The following is a 17923-nucleotide window of genomic DNA, read 5'->3' as shown; positions in this document are numbered from 1 at the left end:
CAATTATTGGCCATTTTGAGCCCGGGCGTATTTTTTTGTTTCGCCCCGGGGCGAAAAATCATAGTTCATCAGTTACGCAGCCTTCGGCTGCGTTCTTTACTTGTTTTGCGTATTTATACAGGAGGCCTTTTGTGGCTTTGAGGGCAGGTTGTTTCCAGGCTGCTTTTCTTTTGGCCAGTTCTTCCGGGGTTACTTTCAATGTGATGGTATTCTTTGTGGCGTCGAGCTCGATGGTATCGTCGTCTTTGACGAATGCGATGGCGCCGCCGATATGGGCTTCGGGGGTGATGTGGCCGACGACGAAGCCGTGGGTGCCTCCGCTGAAGCGGCCGTCGGTGATCAGGGCGACGGACTTGCCCAGGCCTGCGCCGATGAGGGCGCCGGTTGGCTTGAGCATTTCGGGCATGCCGGGTGCGCCGACGGGACCGACGTAGCGGATGACGACGACGTCGCCGGGTTTTATCTTTTTGGTGTTGATACCCTGGATGAAGTCATGTTCGCCGTCGAAAACGCGGGCGGGGCCTTCAAAGCGTTCGCCTTCTTTCCCGCTGATCTTTGCGACGCTGCCACCTTCGGCGAGGTTGCCATAGAGGATCTGGAGGTGGCCGGTGGCTTTGATCGGCGTATCGAGCGGTTTGATGATATCCTGTGTTTCGAAATCGAGCGTGGGGATGTTTTCCAGGTTCTCTGCGAGGGTCTTACCGGTGACGGTGAGACAGTCGCCGTGGAGGAGACCTTTTTCGAGAAGATATTTCATCACACTGGGGATGCCGCCGTGTTCGTGGAGATCTTGCATGAGGTATTTCCCGCTGGGTTTGAAGTCGGCGAGAACCGGGATGCGATCGCTGATCGCCTGGAAGTCGTCCTGGGTGAGGGGGACGTCGACACTTTTTGCCATGGCGATGAGGTGGAGGACGGCGTTTGTGCTGCCGCCGAGGACCATGATGGTGGTGATGGCATTTTCGAATGCCTTCCGGGTCATGATGTCCTTTGGTTTGATATCTTTTTCCAGCAGGTGGCGGACGGCGGCGCCTGCGGCGGCGCATTCGTCTTTTTTCTGCTGGCTGAGCGCGGGGTTGGATGAGGAGTAGGGGAGGCTCATGCCGAGGGCTTCGATGGCGGCGGCCATGGTGTTGGCGGTATACATGCCGCCGCAGGCGCCGGCTCCCGGGCAGGAGTTGCGGACGATGCCTTTGAAGTCGGCGTCGCTGAGGGTGCCGGCGATGTTTTGCCCGAGGGCTTCGAAGGCCGATACGATGTTGAGATCCTGGCCTTTGTAGTGTCCGGGGGCGATGGTGCCGCCGTAGACCATGAGGGCGGGGCGGTTGAGCCGGCCCATGGCGATGATGCAGCCGGGCATATTCTTATCACAGCCGGGAAGGGCGATGACCCCGTCATAATATTGTGCGCCGCAGATGGCTTCGATGGAGTCGGCGATGACGTCGCGGCTGACGAGGGAATAGCGCATCCCGTCGGTGCCATTGGCCATCCCGTCGCTGACGCCGATGGTATTGAAGATGAAACCGACGAGGTCTTTTTCCCAGACGCCTTTTTTTACGATCTGGGCGAGGTCGTTGAGGTGCATGTTGCAGGTGTTGCCGTCATAGCCCATGGAGGCGATGCCGACCTGGGCTTTTGCGAGATCTGTGTCCGTGAGACCGAGACCATATAACATTGCCTGTGCACCGGGTTGCGTGATATCCTGGGTGAGTGTCTTGCTGTACTTGTTCAGTTCCATTTATATCGTTTCTAGTTTGGGTTGTTTTTTGCGCCTAGATCGTTTCGAGCTTTGGTTGTTTTTCGATGACCTTGTCTTTATAAGCCTGTTGAATCTTTTTGCTTTGGGTTGTCTTCCAGGGTTGGGGGAAGGTGTAGTCGTCGATGGAGGCCCAGCCAATGACTTCGGCGGCGGTGCCGCAGAAGAAGGCTGCGTCGGCTTGTTTCAGATCGGCTCCGGTGTACCGGCCCTGTTCGACGGGGATGTCCAGTTCGGCGCAGAGTTCCAGAACGGTTGCGCGGGTGATGCCCGGGAGGATATTGCCGGTGGCCGGTGTGTAGAGCCTGCCGCCTTTTTCGAAGAACATATTGGCGCCGGGTCCTTCGGCGATGAAGCCGTTCATATCGGTTAGCAGCGCCTCGTCAAATCCTTTGCCTTTTGCTTCGTGGCTGGCCATGATGGAGTTGACGTAGTGGCCGGCGGCTTTTGCTTCGATCTTGAATCCTTTTGGGTTTGGCCGCTGGAAGGAGGAGGTCATTACCTTCAGGAGTTTTTCTCCGAGGAAGGGCGCCATCTCCCAGGTTTCGATGACGGTGAAGGATTCGGTGTTGGGGTTGAAGGACATGTTGGCGGGGCCATATACTACAGGGCGGATATAGGCGTCCTGCAGGTTGTTGCGATCGAGGATGTCGTAGGCGGCGATGATCAGTTCGGGGGTGGTGTAGCGGTAGGGCATGTTCAGCGCGGCGGCGGAGCGCTGGAGGCGGTCGAAGTGTTCTTCGGCCTTGAAGATCTTCGTTTTTCCGTTTGCCGTGCGATAACTGCGGATCCCTTCGAATACGGAGTAGCCGTAATGGAGGGACTGGCCGTAGAGGTCGGTCCTGGCTTCGGAGGCTTTCAGGATTGCTCCGTCCAGCCAGAGAACGGTGTTCTCGTTATAATACTGTGCCATAATCTGTAATTAAAAAAGCGGCCCGCCTTTGGGAGGCGGGCCGCTGGTATTTTGATTTGTCGTAGTTACAATTACCACCCTCCTCCCTGTGTCGCAGGAATAATAATCACCACCACGATAATTATTACGGAGAGCAATTTCATGCTACGAATATACGTCCGCCTTATGAAAAAACCAAAGAACTTTTTTTTTGATATCAGCCGGTCCCTGTCATTTATCGGTCCCTGCGGGACCGCATTTGTGAAGCGCTAATGATGGGCCTTCGGCCGGCGGGCCCGTGGCCCGCCTAGATGATCGTCGACTTTCTCAATTCTATATTGTCGCGGTGGATGTCACCGGGGGTCTTGCCACTGACGTAATCGCTGATGAGTTCGCCGATGGTAGACGTGAAATAGAAGTTGATGGGATCGATGTCTTTTGTGACGAACCCGTTCTGCAGGGTCCAGTTGGCGGCTTCCCGCACCTTGTTGGCGTCGGCGTGAAGACCGAAGTGATCCAGCAGCATGGCTGCGGAGAGGATGCTTCCCAGTGGGTTGGCAATGTCCTTGCCTGCGGCCTGGGGGTAGGAGCCGTGGATGGGTTCGAAGAGTGCGGAGCCTTTGCCGATGGAGGCCGAGGGCAGAAGGCCCAGGCTGCCGCTGATGACGCTGGCTTCGTCGCTGATGATATCGCCGAACATATTTTCCGTCAGGATGACGTCGAATTGTTTCGGGTTGAGGATGATCTGCATCGCTGCGTTGTCGACGAAGAGGAAGTCGACCTTTACGTCGGGGTATGTGCCGGCGATGTCCTGGACGACCTTGCGCCAGAGGCGGGAGGTTTCGAGGACGTTGGCCTTGTCGACGAGGGTCAGCTTCTTGCGGCGTTGTTGCGCCTGTTTGAAGGCGAGGTGTGCGATGCGTTCGATCTCTTCGCGGGTGTATACGCAGTCGTCGGATGCCTGTGTGCCTTCCGCGTTGACCTCTTTCTTACCGAAGTAGATACCGCCCGTCAATTCGCGGAAGATGACGAAATCGACGTTCTCGAGTATTTTCGCCTTGAGGGGAGAAAGGTGCTGGAGAGAGGGGTAGGTGGTCACGGGGCGGATGTTGGCGAACAACTGGAGGGATTTCCGCAGTTTGAGGAGACCCTGTTCGGGGCGGACCTTTGCCGTGGGATCGTTATCGTATTTGGGGTGACCGATGGCCCCGAAGAGAATCGCGTCGCCGTTGAGGGCGGCTTCGATGGTTTCGTCGGGGAGCGGGTTGCCTGTCTTGTCGATGGCGCAGGCGCCCATGAGGTGGTAGGTGAAGTTGAATTCATGACCTCCTTGTTCTGCTACGGCATTGAGGACCTTTATGGCTTGCCGGGTTACCTCGGGGCCTATCCCGTCGCCTTCGATGACTACAATGTTCTTTTGCATAGATGTGTTATTGGGTGGGGTACAGTTGGGTTATATTATATGGCCAGGTGTTTTCGTTCGAATGCTTCGATCTCGGGTTTGATGCTTAGTAAATAGTCGATGTCATCGTACCCATTGAGGAGGCATGTCTTTTTATAGTTGTTGATCTCGAAGGATTCGGACTTGCCGTCCGCGGTGATCGTCTGGGTTTCGAGGTCGACGTTGATCGTTGTTTTGGGATCTTTTTCGACGGCGGCAAAGATCTGTTGCAGGAATTCTTCGCTGACGGTTACCGGCAGCAGGAAGTTGTTCAGTGCGTTGTTCTTGAAGATGTCGGCGAAGAAGCTGCTGACGACGACGTCGAAGCCGGCGTCTTTGATGGCCCAGGCGGCGTGTTCGCGGCTGGAGCCGCAACCGAAGTTCTTGCCGGCGACGAGGATCTTTCCGCTATAGGTTGGGTTGTTGAGGACGAAATCTTTTTTCGGGGTTCCGTCGCTGTTGTAGCGCCAGTCGCGGAAGAGGTTGTCGCCGAATCCTTCCCGGGTGGTTGCTTTGAGGAAGCGGGCGGGGATGATCTGGTCGGTGTCGACGTTCTCGAGGTGGACGGGGACCGCGGTGCTGGATATTTTATTTATTGACTTTGACATCGTTACTCGTTTATTCTGCGGACCTTCGGTCCGTTTTCGCTAATTATTGTCCTTCGGACAGCGGGCCCGTGGCCCGCTTAGATCCACTCGCGTATATCGGCTACTTCACCGGTGATGGCGGCTACGGCGGCTGTCAGGGGGCTGGCGAGGAGGGTCCTGGCGTTGGGCCCCTGGCGGCCTTCGAAGTTGCGGTTGGAGGTGGAGATGCAATATTTTCCGGCGGGGATCTTGTCTTCGTTCATGCCGAGACATGCGGAGCAGCCCGGAGAGCGGAGAAGAAAGCCGGCTTCGGCGAATACTTTATCGATCCCTTCTTTTATGGCCTGTTGTTCGACCTGTTTCGATCCGGGGACGATCCATACTTCGACGTTATCGGCTTTTTTGCGGCCTTTGACGAAGGAGGCGACGAGGCGGAGGTCTTCGATGCGGGAGTTGGTGCAGCTGCCGATGAAGACGTAGTCCACTTTTTTGCCTTTGATGGCTGCGCCGGCCTGGAGGCCCATGTAGGCGAGGGACTTGGGATCGGTGCCGGTCGGGATCTGACCGCTGACGGCGATGCCCATACCGGGGTTGGTGCCGTAAGTGATCATGGGTTCGATCTCGGCGGCGGCGATGGTGATCTCTTTGTCGAATGTCGCGCCTTCGTCGGAATAGAGCTCTTTCCATTCGGCAAGCTTCTTATCCCATTGGTCGCCTTTGGGGGCGAACTGGCGGCCTTTTATATAATCGAAGGTGGTTTGATCGGGGGCGATCATGCCGCCGCGGGCGCCCATTTCGATGCTCATGTTGCAGATGGTCATGCGGCCTTCCATGGAGAGGCTGCGGATGGCGGAGCCGGCGTATTCGACGAAGTAGCCGGTGGCGCCGCTGGCGGAGATCTGCGCGATGATATAGAGGATGATGTCTTTCGAGGTGACGCCTTTGTTGAGGGCGCCCTCGACGTTGATGCGCATCAGTTTGGGTTTGCTTTGGAGCAGGCATTGAGTGGCCATGACCATTTCGACCTCGCTGGTGCCGATGCCGAAGGCGATGGCGCCGAAGGCGCCGTGGGTGGAGGTATGGCTATCCCCGCAGACGATGGTCATTCCGGGTTGGGTGACGCCGAGCTCCGGGCCGATGACGTGGACGATGCCCTGGTAGGGATGGCCCAGGCCATAGAGTTCGATGTGATGTTTTTTTGTATTGTCGACGAGCGCTTGTACCTGGATGCGGGAAAGCTCTTCTTTGATCGGGAGGTGCTGGTCGAGGGTGGGTACGTTGTGATCGGCGGTGGCGACGATCTGTTTTGGGCGGAGGACTTCGATGCCGCGTTTTTCGAGCCCTTTGAAGGCCTGGGGGCTGGTGACCTCGTGGATGAAGTGGCGATCGATGTACAATACGGAGGGGCCGCCGTCAATGGTTTTGACGACGTGCTTGTTCCAGATCTTTTCGAATAGTGTTAGTGGCATATTTTTGTAATGCTATGGCTTGTTTTTATACTGCTATGGCCTGAACGGTCTTTGCCAGTTGATGAAGATCTTCTTCCACGACTTCTTTCTTGGTATCGGCGATCTGCAGGAAGCGTTCGTAGAGTGCGTCGACTTCGTTGCGGGTAAAGGAGTAGCCGATCTTATGGAGGCGGAAGGCGAGGGCGCTGCGGCCGCTGCGGGCGGTGAGCACGATCCGGGAGCCTTCGGCGCCGACTTCTTCTGGGGCGATGATCTCGTAGGTCGAGGCGTCTTTGAGGAAGCCGTCCTGGTGGATACCGGAGGAGTGGGAGAAGGCGTTGGCGCCTACGATGGCCTTGTTTGGCTGGACCGGCATGCGCATGGTATCGGAAACCGATTGGCTCATGGGGTTCAGCGCCTTTGGGTTGATGCCGGTGTAGAAACCCAGGTCTTTGTGTTGTTTGATGACCATCACTACTTCTTCGAGGGAAGTGTTGCCGGCGCGTTCGCCGAGGCCGTTGATGGTACATTCGATCTGGCGGGCGCCTGCGCGGATACCGGCGATGGAGTTGGCGGTGGCGAGTCCGAGGTCGTTATGGCAGTGGCAGGAGATGATGGCTTTGTCGATATTGGGAACATTATTGACGAGCCAGGCGATCTTTTCGCCGTATTGGTCGGGGAGGCAGTAGCCGGTAGTGTCGGGGATATTGACGACGGTGGCGCCTGCGCCTATGACGGCTTCGATGACCCGGGCGAGGTATTCGTTTTGAGTGCGGCCGGCGTCTTCGGCGTAGAATTCGACGTCGTCGACGAAGTTCTTTGCCCATTTGACGGCCTGGACGGCGCGTTGGAGGATGTCTTCGCGCGTGGAGTTGAACTTGCTTTTTATGTGGGAGTCGCTGGTGCCGATGCCGGTGTGGATGCGGGGCCTACGGGCGTGTTTAAGCGCCGCGGCGGCCGTTTCGATGTCTTTTTGAACGGCGCGGCTGAGGCCGCAGACGGTTGAATTCTTTATGATCTTTGCAATTTCCTCGACGGAGTTGAAATCGCCGGGACTGGAGATCGGAAAGCCGGCTTCGATGATATCGACGCCGAGGGCTTCGAGCTGGAGGGCCAGTTCGATCTTTTCTTTTGTGTTTAGCTTGCAACCGGGCACCTGCTCGCCGTCGCGGAGGGTTGTGTCGAAGATGAAGATTTTTTGATCGGACATTGAAGTAAATTTGTTCGGGAGATGCACTTTGGGAGAAATTAGCGCATCTCCCTCAAAGCGCTAAAATCTGGCCTCCGGCCGACGGACCTTTGGTCCTATCCCGGCGGATGGATAAATTTAGCTTTGTTTAAATTCGCCCTAAAATCATAATCATACAGGTTTTACGGACCTTAATGGGTCGTAATTCGCCTGAAACCCGCTCCTGTAGCGATTCTTACAATTTTAAATTACGATGCCCAACCGATCGTCAGACGTATTGTTCCAGCTCATAAAATCTCTGGAAAAGAGCGAGAAGCGGAATTTTAAGCTTTATATCAAGCGAAATTCGGGGAGTGAGGAATTGAAAAGCATCCAATTGTTTGATGCGATGGACAAAATGGAGGAGTATGACGAGGCCCAATTGTTAAATAAAAACAAAAATTTACGCAAGCAGCAGCTGTCCAACGCCAAGGCACATCTCTACCGGGAGATCCTGACGAGCCTAAGGCTGATAAGGCAGGAGGAAAACATTGATATTCAGCTACATGAGCAGCTTGATTTTGCCCGCATCCTATATAACAAGGGGCTTTATCTCCAAAGTCTCCGTACTCTCGACAAGATCAAAGAGCTGGCGCGGGCGAACAACCAGGAGACCTTCTTACTGCAGGTCCTTTTCTTTGAGAAGACGATCGAGGGGTTGCATATCACCCGAAGCATGCAGGACCGGGCCGATCAGCTGGCCAACGAGGTGGATGTCGTCAACGATCATTTGCAGATGATCAGCCGGCTATCGAATCTTTCGCTGGAGCTGTACAGTTGGTATATCCGAAATGGGGTGGCGAGGAATGAGAAGGATGAGGTGGCGGTGCAGGAATTCTTCGAGCGGAACCTGCCTGCCGATACCAGTCTTTGCCAGGGCTTCTATGCGCAATTGTATTTGTACCAGAGTTTTTCGTGGTATGCCTTTATCCGGCAGGACTTTTTGATGTATTACCGGTATACCCAGAAGTGGGTCGATCTGTTCGAGAAGGAGCCGTTTATGCTGCGGATCGAGACTTCACAGTATATCAAGGGGATGCACAACCTTTTGGGGGCGCATTTCGACCTGCTGAACGATCAAAAGTTCGAGGAAACGCTGAAGCAGTTCGAGGACTTCTCGGAGTCGGAGATCGTGAAGAACAATGTGAACAACCGGATCCAGACCTTTGTTTACCTCTATATCTCGAAGCTCAACCAGCATTTCATTTACGGGACGTTCACGGAGGGGTTGTCGCTTGTTCCCTATATCGAGCAGAAGTTGAAGGAGTACTGGATCTACCTGGACCGGCACCGGATCCTGGTGTTCTATTACAAGATCGCGTGTTTGTATTTTGGCAGCGGGGATTATGAGAAGACGATCGACTATCTGAATAAGATAATCAACTGGAAAGTCGACTTAAGGACGGATCTGCAGTGTTATAGCCGGTTGTTGCATCTTATCGCGCATTATGAGCTGGGGAATTTCGGGTTGCTGGAGTACCTGACGAAATCGGTATACCGGTTTATGGCCAAGATGGAGAACCTTAGTCTTGTGGAGGAGGAGATCTTCCGGTTTGTGCGGAAGTCCTTTAACCTGCGGCCCGGGTTGATGAAAGAGGAGTTTGGGAAGCTGCTGGGGAAGCTGAAGGCCTATGAGAAGAACCGGTTCGAGACGAGGGCTTTTGTGTACCTGGATATCATTTCCTGGCTGGAGAGCAAGATCGAGGATGTGCCGGTGCAGGACATCATACGGCAGAAGTATGTGAGCGGGAAAAGGAGGGGATAGGCCGGGCGGGGGCGCCGGGTGGGTGTGCGGGTTGGCGGGCCGGGATTGACAGGGGTGGAAAATATTATTTTGTTGTGTAAAATTCGTACCTTTGCCCTCCTTGATTTGGGCCCAGCAGCATATATTCAGTACGTCAGGTAGCCTCCCAGAGTAATACTGGGTAGGGTATCTTTTTGATATATAATGGGTTAGAAGAAAGGCTAAAAAAAGCATATTGCAATATGGCTATCAAAAAAGAAAATCGTCCAAGAGCCACTTTTTCCAAAATCACCATCGGTCTTGCTTCGCCTGACAGCATCCTGGAGAGGAGCTATGGGGAGGTTTTGAAGCCTGAGACCATCAACTACCGGACCTACAAGCCGGAGAGGGATGGTTTGTTCTGCGAGCGGATCTTTGGTCCGGTGAAGGATTATGAGTGTGCCTGCGGAAAGTACAAGCGTATCCGGTATAAGGGTATCGTTTGTGACCGTTGTGGGGTAGAAGTAACGGAAAAGAAGGTCAGGCGGGAGCGGATGGGCCACATCAAGCTGGTGGTCCCGGTGGTTCATATCTGGTATTTCAAGTCTCTTCCCAATAAGATCGGTTATCTGTTGGGGATGAGCAGCAAGAAGCTTGAGAGCATTATTTATTATGAAAGATATGTCGTCATTCAGCCTGGTATCCGGACGGATAAGGGGCAGAACTATGGCGATCTTCTGACGGAGGAAGAATACCTGGAGATCCTGGATACGCTCCCGAAGGACAACCAGTATCTGCCGGACGAGGACCCTGCCAAGTTCATTGCCAAGATGGGTGCGGAGGCGGTTCACGATCTGCTGGAGCGGATCGAGCTGGACCAGTTGTCCTTCGACCTGCGTAATGCGGCGGCCAACGAGACTTCGCAGCAGCGGAAGGCCGATGCGTTGAAGCGGCTGAGCGTCGTGGAGGCTTTCCGTGACGCCAATTCGCGGATCACGAACCGTCCCGAGTGGATGGTGATGCAATATATCCCGGTCATTCCGCCCGAGCTGCGTCCGCTGGTTCCCCTGGATGGGGGCCGGTTCGCCTCTTCGGACCTGAACGACCTGTATCGCCGGGTGATCATCCGGAACAACCGTCTGAAGCGGTTGTTGGAGATCAAGGCGCCTGAGGTGATCCTGCGAAACGAAAAGCGGATGCTGCAGGAAGCCATCGACTCATTGTTTGATAACAGCCGGAAATCAAATGCGGTGAAGGCCGAGGGCGGTCGTGCGCTGAAGTCTTTGAGCGACGTGCTGAAGGGCAAGCAAGGCCGGTTTCGTCAGAACCTGCTTGGTAAACGCGTCGACTACTCCGGTCGTAGCGTAATCGTAGTAGGGCCTGAGCTCAAACTGCACGAGTGCGGTCTGCCGAAGGACATGGCTGCCGAGCTGTTCAAGCCCTTTATCATCCGGAAGCTGATCGAGCGCGGCATCGTGAAGACGGTGAAGAGTGCGCGTAAGCTGGTTGATAAAAAAGAAGCCATTGTCTGGGATATCCTCGAGAATATCCTGAAGGGACACCCGGTGATGCTGAACCGGGCCCCGACGCTGCACCGGCTTTCGATCCAGGCTTTCCAGCCGAAGCTGATCGAGGGTAAGGCGATCCAGCTGCACCCGTTGGTGTGTACGGCGTTCAACGCCGACTTCGACGGTGACCAGATGGCCGTCCACGTGCCGTTGTCCAGTGCGGCTATCCTTGAAGCGCAGCTGTTGATGTTGTCTTCGCACAACATCCTCAACCCACAGAACGGAACTCCCATCACCCTGCCTTCGCAGGACATGGTGCTTGGGCTTTACTATATCACCAAGGGTAAGAAATCCACCGCCACCGAAAAGGTGAAGGGTGAGGGCAAGCATTTCTACAGTGCCGAAGAGGTGATCATCGCCTATAACGAAGGCCGGGTCGATCTGCATGCGTATATCAAGGTGAAGACGAAGGTGCGGAACAACCATGACCAGCTCGAGACCAAGCTGCTCGAGACGACGGTTGGCCGGGTGCTGTTCAACCAGAACGTGCCGACCGAGGTTGGTTTTGTGAACGCGCTGCTGACCAAGAAGTCGCTGCGGGAGATCATCGGCAATATCATCAAGTGGACGAATATCCCGAAGACGGTGAAGTTCCTGGATGATATCAAGCAACTGGGCTTCCGGATGGCGTTCCGTGGCGGTCTGTCGTTCAACATCAATGACCTGATCATTCCCGATACCAAGGAAGAGTTGCTGGAGAATGCGAAGGGTGAAGTTGACGAGGTTTGGGACAACTACAATATGGGTTTGATCACCAATAACGAGCGATATAACCAGATCGTCGACATCTGGTCCCGGGTGGATACCCGGATCACCGAGACGCTGATCCATGAGCTTGCCACCGACAAGCAGGGTTTCAACTCCGTGTATATGATGCTGGACTCCGGCGCGCGTGGCAGCAAGCAGCAGATCAAGCAGCTTGCCGGGATCAGAGGTCTGATGGCCAAGCCGAGGAAGTCGGGTTCGACGGGGAGCGAGATCATCGAGAACCCCATTCTGTCGAACTTCAAGGGTGGTCTGAACGTATTGGACTACTTCATCTCCACGCACGGTGCGCGTAAGGGTCTTGCGGATACGGCCTTGAAAACGGCCGATGCGGGTTACCTGACCCGTCGTTTGGTGGACGTTGCGCAGGACGTGGTGATCACTGAAGAGGATTGCGGTACGCTGCGGGGTATTGCCACTTCGGCCCTGAAGGACAATGAAGATATCGTGGAACCGCTGTACGACCGTATCCTCGGGCGTACTTCGCTTCATGACGTATATGATCCTGCCAATGATAAGCTGATCGTCACCGCGGGTGAGCAGATAACCGAGGAGATTGGAAAGGCGATCGAGGACGCGGGTATCGAGACGGTGGAGATCCGGAGCGTGCTGACCTGCGAAAGCAAGCGCGGGGTGTGTGTGAAATGTTATGGTAAGAACCTGGCGACGGGTTACACGGCTCAGAAGGGGGATGCGGTGGGCATTATCGCCGCCCAGTCCATCGGTGAGCCTGGTACCCAGCTGACCCTGCGTACCTTCCACGTGGGTGGTGTTGCAGGCAGTGCGTCTGTCGAAAGCACGATGCTGGCCAAGTTTGAAGGGACGGTGCAGTTCGACGGGTTGCGGACGGTAACGACGCAGAACAACGAAGGCGCGAATGTACAGATCGTCATTGGCCGTACCGGTGAGGTGCGGATCATGGACGTGAAGAATGACCGTCTGCTGATCACCAACAACGTGCCTTATGGGGCCATGCTGAACGTCAAGGACGGGCAGAAGGTGGCGAAGGGCGATGTGATCTGTAGCTGGGACCCTTTCAACAACGTAGTGATCGCCGAGATCGCGGGGAACACGAAGTTCGACGCCGTTATCGAGGGTATCACTTACCGGGAAGAGGCGGACGAACAGACCGGTCACCGGGAGAAGGTGGTTATCGAAACCAAGGATAAGACGAAGATCCCGTCGATCAATATCGAGGGCGCCAAGGAGGTGAAGAGCTATAACCTCCCGGTTGGTTCGCATATCGTGGTTGAAGAGGGCGAAGAAGTAAGGTCCGGCCAGGTTATCGTGAAGATCCCGCGCGTGTTGGGTAAACTGCGGGATATCACCGGTGGTCTGCCGCGTGTAACGGAGCTTTTCGAAGCGCGGAATCCCGGGAATCCTGCGATCGTGAGCGAGATCGACGGTGTGGTGACCTTTGGTAACATCAAACGCGGTAACCGCGAGATCATCGTGGAAGCCAAGGATGGGGTTGTCAAGAAGTACCTCGTTCCGCTGACCCGCCAGATTTTGGCGCAGGATGGTGACTTTATCAAGGCCGGCGCGCAGCTGTCCGACGGTCAGGTCGCCCCGGCGGATATCCTTTCGATCAAGGGTCCGTTTGCGGTACAGGAGTATGTAGTGAACGAGATCCAGGAAGTTTATCGCTTGCAAGGTGTTAAGATAAATGATAAACACATTGAGGTCATCGTTCGCCAGATGATGCGTAAGCTGACGATCGTCGATCCGGGCGATACGCGCTTCCTTGAAGAAGATACCGTCGACAAATTCGAGTTCCTCGAAGAGAATGACTGGATCTTCGACAAGAAGGTCGTTACCGATCCGGGAGAGTCCACCAAGCTGAAGGCGGGTCAGATCGTGAGCCTGCGGGAAGTGCGGGAGGAGAATTCGATCCTGCGGCGGAACGACAAGAAGCTGGCTGAGTTCCGGGATGCCAATGCCGCCACTTCGGCGCCGTTGCTGCTCGGTATCACCAAGGCTTCGTTGGGTACGCAGAGCTGGATCTCGGCGGCTTCCTTCCAGGAAACGACGAAGGTGCTTTCTTCGGCGGCCATCCAGGGTAAGAGCGACGATATGCTCGGCCTGAAGGAGAATGTGATCACGGGTCATCCGATCCCGGCCGGTACGGGTCTGCGTGACTTCGAGAACATGATCGTGGGCAGCAAGGAGGAGTACGAGCTGTTGCAGACGACTCGCGAGGCTATGCAATTCGATGAGGAAGAGTAAGATATAATATTGTTAAAAAAATATGGGAAGGAGGTCTACGACCTCCTTCTTTGTTTATATTCGCGGTTACTATGACACGAGCCGAAGGCGAATTGCATTTGGCCCTTGAAAATCATAAACTCCAAATGAAGTATATCTCTACCATTTTAAGCGTCGTTGCATTGGGACTTATCGGAGTGCTCTTTTTTTCGCAGAAGAGTCAGCTGGAGCAGTTGAAGAAGCATGTGGAGGGGGAGAAGACGATGGCCGGGACCGGTTTTAAGATCGCGTATTTCGACATGGACAGCCTGGAGGCGCATTACGACTACTTCAAGGATGCGCAGGCGCAGGTAAAGGCCCAGGAAAATGCTATGACGCAGGAATTGAGCAGCCTGGATCGCAGCAATCAGAAGAAGGTCGATGGCTGGCGGCAGAAGGGGAATACGATGACGCAGGCGGAGGGGGAGCAGGCGCAGCGGGAGTACCAGGAGATGCAGCAGCAGTTTGCGAGCCGCAAGCAGAACCTGGAGCAGGCGTTGTATAAGAGTACGGAGGACCTGAAGACCAAGATCCGCAAGCAGATAGAGGATTACCTCAAAGATTACAACCGGCAGAAGAATTTCTCCTATATCATCCAATATGACGCGAACTCCTTTATCTATGCGAAGGACAGCGCCTATAATATCACGACGGATGTGGTGGATGGGCTGAATGCGGCCTATAAGAAGAAATAAATCCTTATATTGGTGGCTATGGCAGAAACCACCAAAACTACCCATTTTAAGCCCACGCTGGGCTTGCTTGACGGCACGATGATCGTTGCCGGTTCCATGATCGGAAGCGGGATCTTTATTGTCAGCGCGGACATTACGCGGAATGTCGGGAGCGCCGGCTGGCTTATATTCGTCTGGCTGATCACTGGTTTTATGACTTTGTCGGCGGCGGTAAGTTATGGCGAACTCAGCGGGATGTATCCAAAGGCGGGCGGCCAGTACGTCTATCTCAAGGAGGCGTATAACCCGCTGACGGGGTTCCTGTACGGCTGGAGCTTTTTTGCGGTTATCCAGACGGGTACGATTGCAGCGGTGGGGGTGGCCTTCTCCAAGTTTGCGGGTTATTTCTTCCCGCCGCTGGAATTGAAAGACGAAAATGTGGTCTTTATGCTGGGGAGCTGGAAGATATACTGGGCGCAGCTCGTGTCGATCGTATTGATCGTGTTCCTTACCTGGGTCAATACGCGCGGGATCGACGGTGGAAAATGGATCCAGCGCATTTTTACTTTTACCAAGCTTTTTTCTTTGTTCGGGCTTATCATCCTGGGGTTGTTGCTGGCGGCCAGCAGCGAGGTCTGGAAGCATAACTGGGCGGATGCCTGGAATATGCATCGGCTGACGGCCTCTGCGGACGGCGGGAGCATAACGGGCAGCAGTCCGATCGTTGGCATCGGGGTGCTCGGGGCGATCGCGGCGGCGATGACCGGGTCCATTTTCTCCAGCGATGCCTGGAATAACGTTACGTTCATTGCCGGGGAGATGAAGAATCCCAAGCGAAATATCGGGCTTAGTCTTTTTTTGGGTACGCTGATCATTACCGTCATCTATGTATCTGCGAACCTCATGTACCTGAGTGTGATGCCACTCGACCGGATCGCTACGGCGCCGCAGGACCGGGTAGCGGTGGCGGCGGCCAAGGATATCTTTGGGTTTGGGGGGACCTATGTGATTGCGGTGATGATCATGATCTCGACCTTTGGTTGCAATAACGGGTTGATCCTGGCAGGAGCGCGGGTGTACTATACGATGGCGCAGGATGGGCTTTTCTTCCGAGAGGCGGGAAAGCTGAATAAGAATTCCGTGCCGGGCTGGGCGTTGTGGGCGCAATGTGTGGTCGCGGGTATCCTTTGTCTGAGCGGAAAGTATGGCGACTTGCTGGATATGATCGCCTTTGTGGCGGTGGCCTTCTATGCGCTGACGGTGTTGGGTATCTTTATTCTCCGGCGCAAGCAGCCGCAGCTTGAACGGCCGTATAAGGCTTTTGGCTACCCGGTGCTGCCGGTGATCTATATCATTTTGGCGATAGTCTTTTGCGTCGCGCTGATCATCCAGAAGCCGACCTATTCCACCTGGGGTTTGATCATTGTGCTGGCAGGCATACCTTTGTACTATCTTGCGGCGGGAGCCGGACGGGCGCCCAAGACAGGGGGGCGCTGACGGTCCGGCAGAGGGCCGGCGCACAATAAAAAATTAGCATGATGGATCTTAGCAAGTTGTTCGGGCAGTTCGATCAGATAAAGGCGGGCGTTATCGGCGATATGATGCTGGATACCTATTTGTGGGGGCATGTGGAGCGGATCTCGCCCGAGGCGCCGGTGCCGGTGGTGGCGTTGGAGCGGCGGGAGAACCGGATCGGGGGAGCGGGGAATGTCGCGTTGAACCTGGCGTCGCTTGGTGCGAAGGTGACGGTGTTCTCGGTGCTTGGCGCGGACCCGGACGGGGAGCGGCTGGAGGGGTTGTTGCGGGAGGAGGGGATCAATACCGACTATCTGCTGACGACTGCCGATCGGATCACGACGACCAAGGCCAGGGTGATGGGCCGCAATCAACAGATGTTGCGGCTGGATTCGGAGACGACGGCCGATGTATCATCGGGGATGGAAGATGAGATGCTTGGGGAGCTGCGGCGGTACCTGGAAATGGAGAAGCCACAGGTGGTGATCTTCGAGGATTATAATAAGGGGGTGCTGACGCCCCGGGTGATCCGGGAGGCGGTGGCGCTTTGCCGGCGGCATGGCGTTGTGACGGCGGTGGACCCGAAGCGGAAGAATTTCTTTTCTTATGAGGGGGTGACGATCTTCAAGCCGAATCTGAAGGAGGTGAAGGAGGGATTGAATATCTTTTTGGAGGAGGTGAGCGAGGCGGCGATGGGTTTGGTGCATGAGAAACTGGCGGACCGGTTGCATCATGAGATATCGTTTATTACCTTATCGGAGAAGGGCGTTTATTGCCGGCGGGGCGAGAAGGGGTTGATCATCCCTTCGCATCTGCGGAATATTGCCGATGTATCGGGTGCGGGGGATACGGTGGTGGCGGTGGCGTCGCTGGTGTATGCGGCGACGAAGGATGTGGGATTGATGGCGGAGGTGGCCAATATTGCGGGTGGGCTGGTGTGCGAGGAAGTGGGGACGGTGGCGATAGATAAGGGGCGGTTGCTGGAGGAGTGTAAGAGGCTGCTGCGTTGAGACGGGCGGTTGAGCCTGTTGATGGGATGCAACAAAAGTGGGCGGACGTTAGTTGATGTTCAAACATCTTCGAATATTCTTCAAAAATATTCCTCGCTATTTGGAGTAGCTTCGCACTATGTCCAGATATACTCTCGCGATCCACGGCGGGGCAGGTACGATCCTGAAGGAAGATATGACCCCTGAGCTGGAAGAAGCCTATCTCAAAGGCCTGCAACAGGCGATGAACGCCGGGTTTGCCGTATTGGAACAGGGTGGGTCGGCCATCAATGCGATCAAGGCCACCATTGTGATCCTCGAAGACAATATGCTTTTCAATGCCGGGCGGGGTTCGGTGTTCACCAAGAAGGGGCTGCAGGAAATGGATGCGGCCATCATGGATGGGCGTACGCTGGATGCCGGTTCGGTTACGGGTGTCCGTAACGTCCGGAACCCGATCGAGCTGGCGACGGAGGTGATGTTGAACAGCAACCATGTGTTCCTGAGCGGCAAGGGGGCGAGCGATTTTGCGATCAAGCAGGGGATCAAGCTGGAGCCGGACGAGTATTTCTTTTCGCAGTTCCGGTATGACCAATGGAAGGCGATCCGCGATTCGGATACGTATTCTTTGGACCACACGCATCAGCGGCTGGAGGAGCTGATGCGGGACAAGAAGTTTGGGACGGTTGGCGCGGTGGCCTGCGATCAGCAGGGGAATATTGCCGCGGCGACGAGTACGGGCGGGATGACGAACAAGAAATACGGCCGGATCGGGGACAGCCCGATCATCGGTGCGGGGACCTATGCGAATAACCTTACCTGTGGCATCAGTTGTACGGGGCATGGGGAGATGTTCATCCGGGCGGTGGCGGCGCATGATGTCAGCTGCCTGATGGAATATAAGGGGCTTACGCTACAGGAGGCGATGGAGGTAGTGGTGCATGAGAAGCTGATGGCCATTGACGGCGAAGGGGGGATGATCGGGGTGGATGGACAGGGGAATGCGGCGCTGGTGTTCAACAGCCAGGGCATGTATCGCGGATATAAGAGCAGCGATGGTTCCGGCATGGTAGCGATTTATAAGTAACTTGGG

The 17923-nt window shown here is 55.3% G+C and carries 12 protein-coding genes; 6 read left to right on the top strand and 6 right to left on the bottom strand.

All coding sequences use genetic code 11. The features are described 5' to 3' along the window. Positions 1–58: 58 nt before the first annotated feature. The 6 genes from ilvD to VHE34_RS06800 form a co-directional block, all read right to left on the bottom strand. Positions 59–1738 carry a dihydroxy-acid dehydratase gene (gene ilvD / locus VHE34_RS06825; protein ID WP_325586027.1) on the bottom strand — a complete coding sequence of 560 codons (1680 nt, stop codon included), beginning with the start codon at positions 1736–1738 and terminating at the stop codon, positions 59–61. 34 nt (positions 1739–1772) lie between these two features. Continuing rightward, the gene (gene ilvE / locus VHE34_RS06820; RefSeq protein WP_325586025.1) at positions 1773–2669 is read right to left on the bottom strand and encodes a branched-chain-amino-acid transaminase; all 897 of its coding nucleotides are present in this window, start codon (positions 2667–2669) and stop codon (positions 1773–1775) included. Positions 2670–2955: 286 nt separating this feature from the next. Further along, positions 2956–4071 (bottom strand): 3-isopropylmalate dehydrogenase, encoded by a 1116-nt coding sequence (gene leuB / locus VHE34_RS06815; protein ID WP_325586023.1) that lies wholly within the window; start codon positions 4069–4071, stop codon positions 2956–2958. Between the two features lie 35 nt (positions 4072–4106). Then, a complete protein-coding gene (gene leuD / locus VHE34_RS06810; protein WP_325586021.1) occupies positions 4107–4697 on the bottom strand; it encodes a 3-isopropylmalate dehydratase small subunit in 591 nt (196 codons plus the stop codon). 77 nt (positions 4698–4774) lie between these two features. Beyond that, positions 4775–6145, bottom strand: coding sequence for a 3-isopropylmalate dehydratase large subunit (leuC, locus tag VHE34_RS06805; protein ID WP_325586019.1), 1371 nt, complete (start codon positions 6143–6145; stop codon positions 4775–4777). Between the two features lie 25 nt (positions 6146–6170). Continuing rightward, a complete protein-coding gene (locus tag VHE34_RS06800; protein ID WP_325586017.1) occupies positions 6171–7334 on the bottom strand; it encodes a 2-isopropylmalate synthase in 1164 nt (387 codons plus the stop codon). A 232-nt stretch (positions 7335–7566) separates the two neighbouring features. Here VHE34_RS06800 and VHE34_RS06795 point away from each other — a divergent pair, with 232 nt between their 5' ends. The 6 genes from VHE34_RS06795 to VHE34_RS06770 all read left to right on the top strand — a co-directional run bounded on the left by VHE34_RS06795 (position 7567) and on the right by VHE34_RS06770 (position 17917). After that, the gene (locus VHE34_RS06795; protein ID WP_325586015.1) at positions 7567–9117 is read left to right on the top strand and encodes a hypothetical protein; all 1551 of its coding nucleotides are present in this window, start codon (positions 7567–7569) and stop codon (positions 9115–9117) included. Positions 9118–9338: 221 nt separating this feature from the next. Next, the gene (rpoC, locus tag VHE34_RS06790) at positions 9339–13634 is read left to right on the top strand and encodes a DNA-directed RNA polymerase subunit beta' (protein ID WP_325586012.1); all 4296 of its coding nucleotides are present in this window, start codon (positions 9339–9341) and stop codon (positions 13632–13634) included. 125 nt (positions 13635–13759) lie between these two features. Then, a complete protein-coding gene (locus VHE34_RS06785) occupies positions 13760–14347 on the top strand; it encodes an OmpH family outer membrane protein (protein WP_325586010.1) in 588 nt (195 codons plus the stop codon). 18 nt (positions 14348–14365) lie between these two features. Next, a complete protein-coding gene (locus VHE34_RS06780; protein WP_325586008.1) occupies positions 14366–15823 on the top strand; it encodes an APC family permease in 1458 nt (485 codons plus the stop codon). Between the two features lie 38 nt (positions 15824–15861). Then, positions 15862–16851: a bifunctional heptose 7-phosphate kinase/heptose 1-phosphate adenyltransferase gene (locus tag VHE34_RS06775; protein WP_325586006.1), complete on the top strand. Its 990-nt coding sequence runs from the start codon at positions 15862–15864 to the stop codon at positions 16849–16851. 118 nt (positions 16852–16969) lie between these two features. Then, positions 16970–17917: an isoaspartyl peptidase/L-asparaginase gene (locus VHE34_RS06770; protein ID WP_325586004.1), complete on the top strand. Its 948-nt coding sequence runs from the start codon at positions 16970–16972 to the stop codon at positions 17915–17917. Positions 17918–17923: the final 6 nt, after the last annotated feature.

The sequence above is a fragment of the Puia sp. genome, from assembly GCF_035546395.1.
Taxonomy (GTDB): domain Bacteria; phylum Bacteroidota; class Bacteroidia; order Chitinophagales; family Chitinophagaceae; genus Puia.
The sequence above is the reverse complement of the archived record's forward strand: the minus strand, read 5'-3'. Positions and strand labels throughout refer to the sequence as shown.

Excerpts from the sequence above, each read along its gene's own strand:
- VHE34_RS06770 (WP_325586004.1), top strand. The coding sequence starts at position 16,970 with ATGTCCAGATATACTCTCGCGATCCACGGCGGGGCAGGTACGATCCTG.
- rpoC (WP_325586012.1), top strand. The coding sequence starts at position 9,339 with ATGGCTATCAAAAAAGAAAATCGTCCAAGAGCCACTTTTTCCAAAATC.
- VHE34_RS06785 (WP_325586010.1), top strand. The coding sequence starts at position 13,760 with ATGAAGTATATCTCTACCATTTTAAGCGTCGTTGCATTGGGACTTATC.
- ilvD (WP_325586027.1), bottom strand. The coding sequence starts at position 1,738 with ATGGAACTGAACAAGTACAGCAAGACACTCACCCAGGATATCACGCAA.
- leuD (WP_325586021.1), bottom strand. The coding sequence starts at position 4,697 with ATGTCAAAGTCAATAAATAAAATATCCAGCACCGCGGTCCCCGTCCAC.
- VHE34_RS06800 (WP_325586017.1), bottom strand. The coding sequence starts at position 7,334 with ATGTCCGATCAAAAAATCTTCATCTTCGACACAACCCTCCGCGACGGC.
- ilvE (WP_325586025.1), bottom strand. The coding sequence starts at position 2,669 with ATGGCACAGTATTATAACGAGAACACCGTTCTCTGGCTGGACGGAGCA.
- VHE34_RS06775 (WP_325586006.1), top strand. The coding sequence starts at position 15,862 with ATGATGGATCTTAGCAAGTTGTTCGGGCAGTTCGATCAGATAAAGGCG.
- VHE34_RS06780 (WP_325586008.1), top strand. The coding sequence starts at position 14,366 with ATGGCAGAAACCACCAAAACTACCCATTTTAAGCCCACGCTGGGCTTG.
- leuB (WP_325586023.1), bottom strand. The coding sequence starts at position 4,071 with ATGCAAAAGAACATTGTAGTCATCGAAGGCGACGGGATAGGCCCCGAG.
- VHE34_RS06795 (WP_325586015.1), top strand. The coding sequence starts at position 7,567 with ATGCCCAACCGATCGTCAGACGTATTGTTCCAGCTCATAAAATCTCTG.
- leuC (WP_325586019.1), bottom strand. The coding sequence starts at position 6,145 with ATGCCACTAACACTATTCGAAAAGATCTGGAACAAGCACGTCGTCAAA.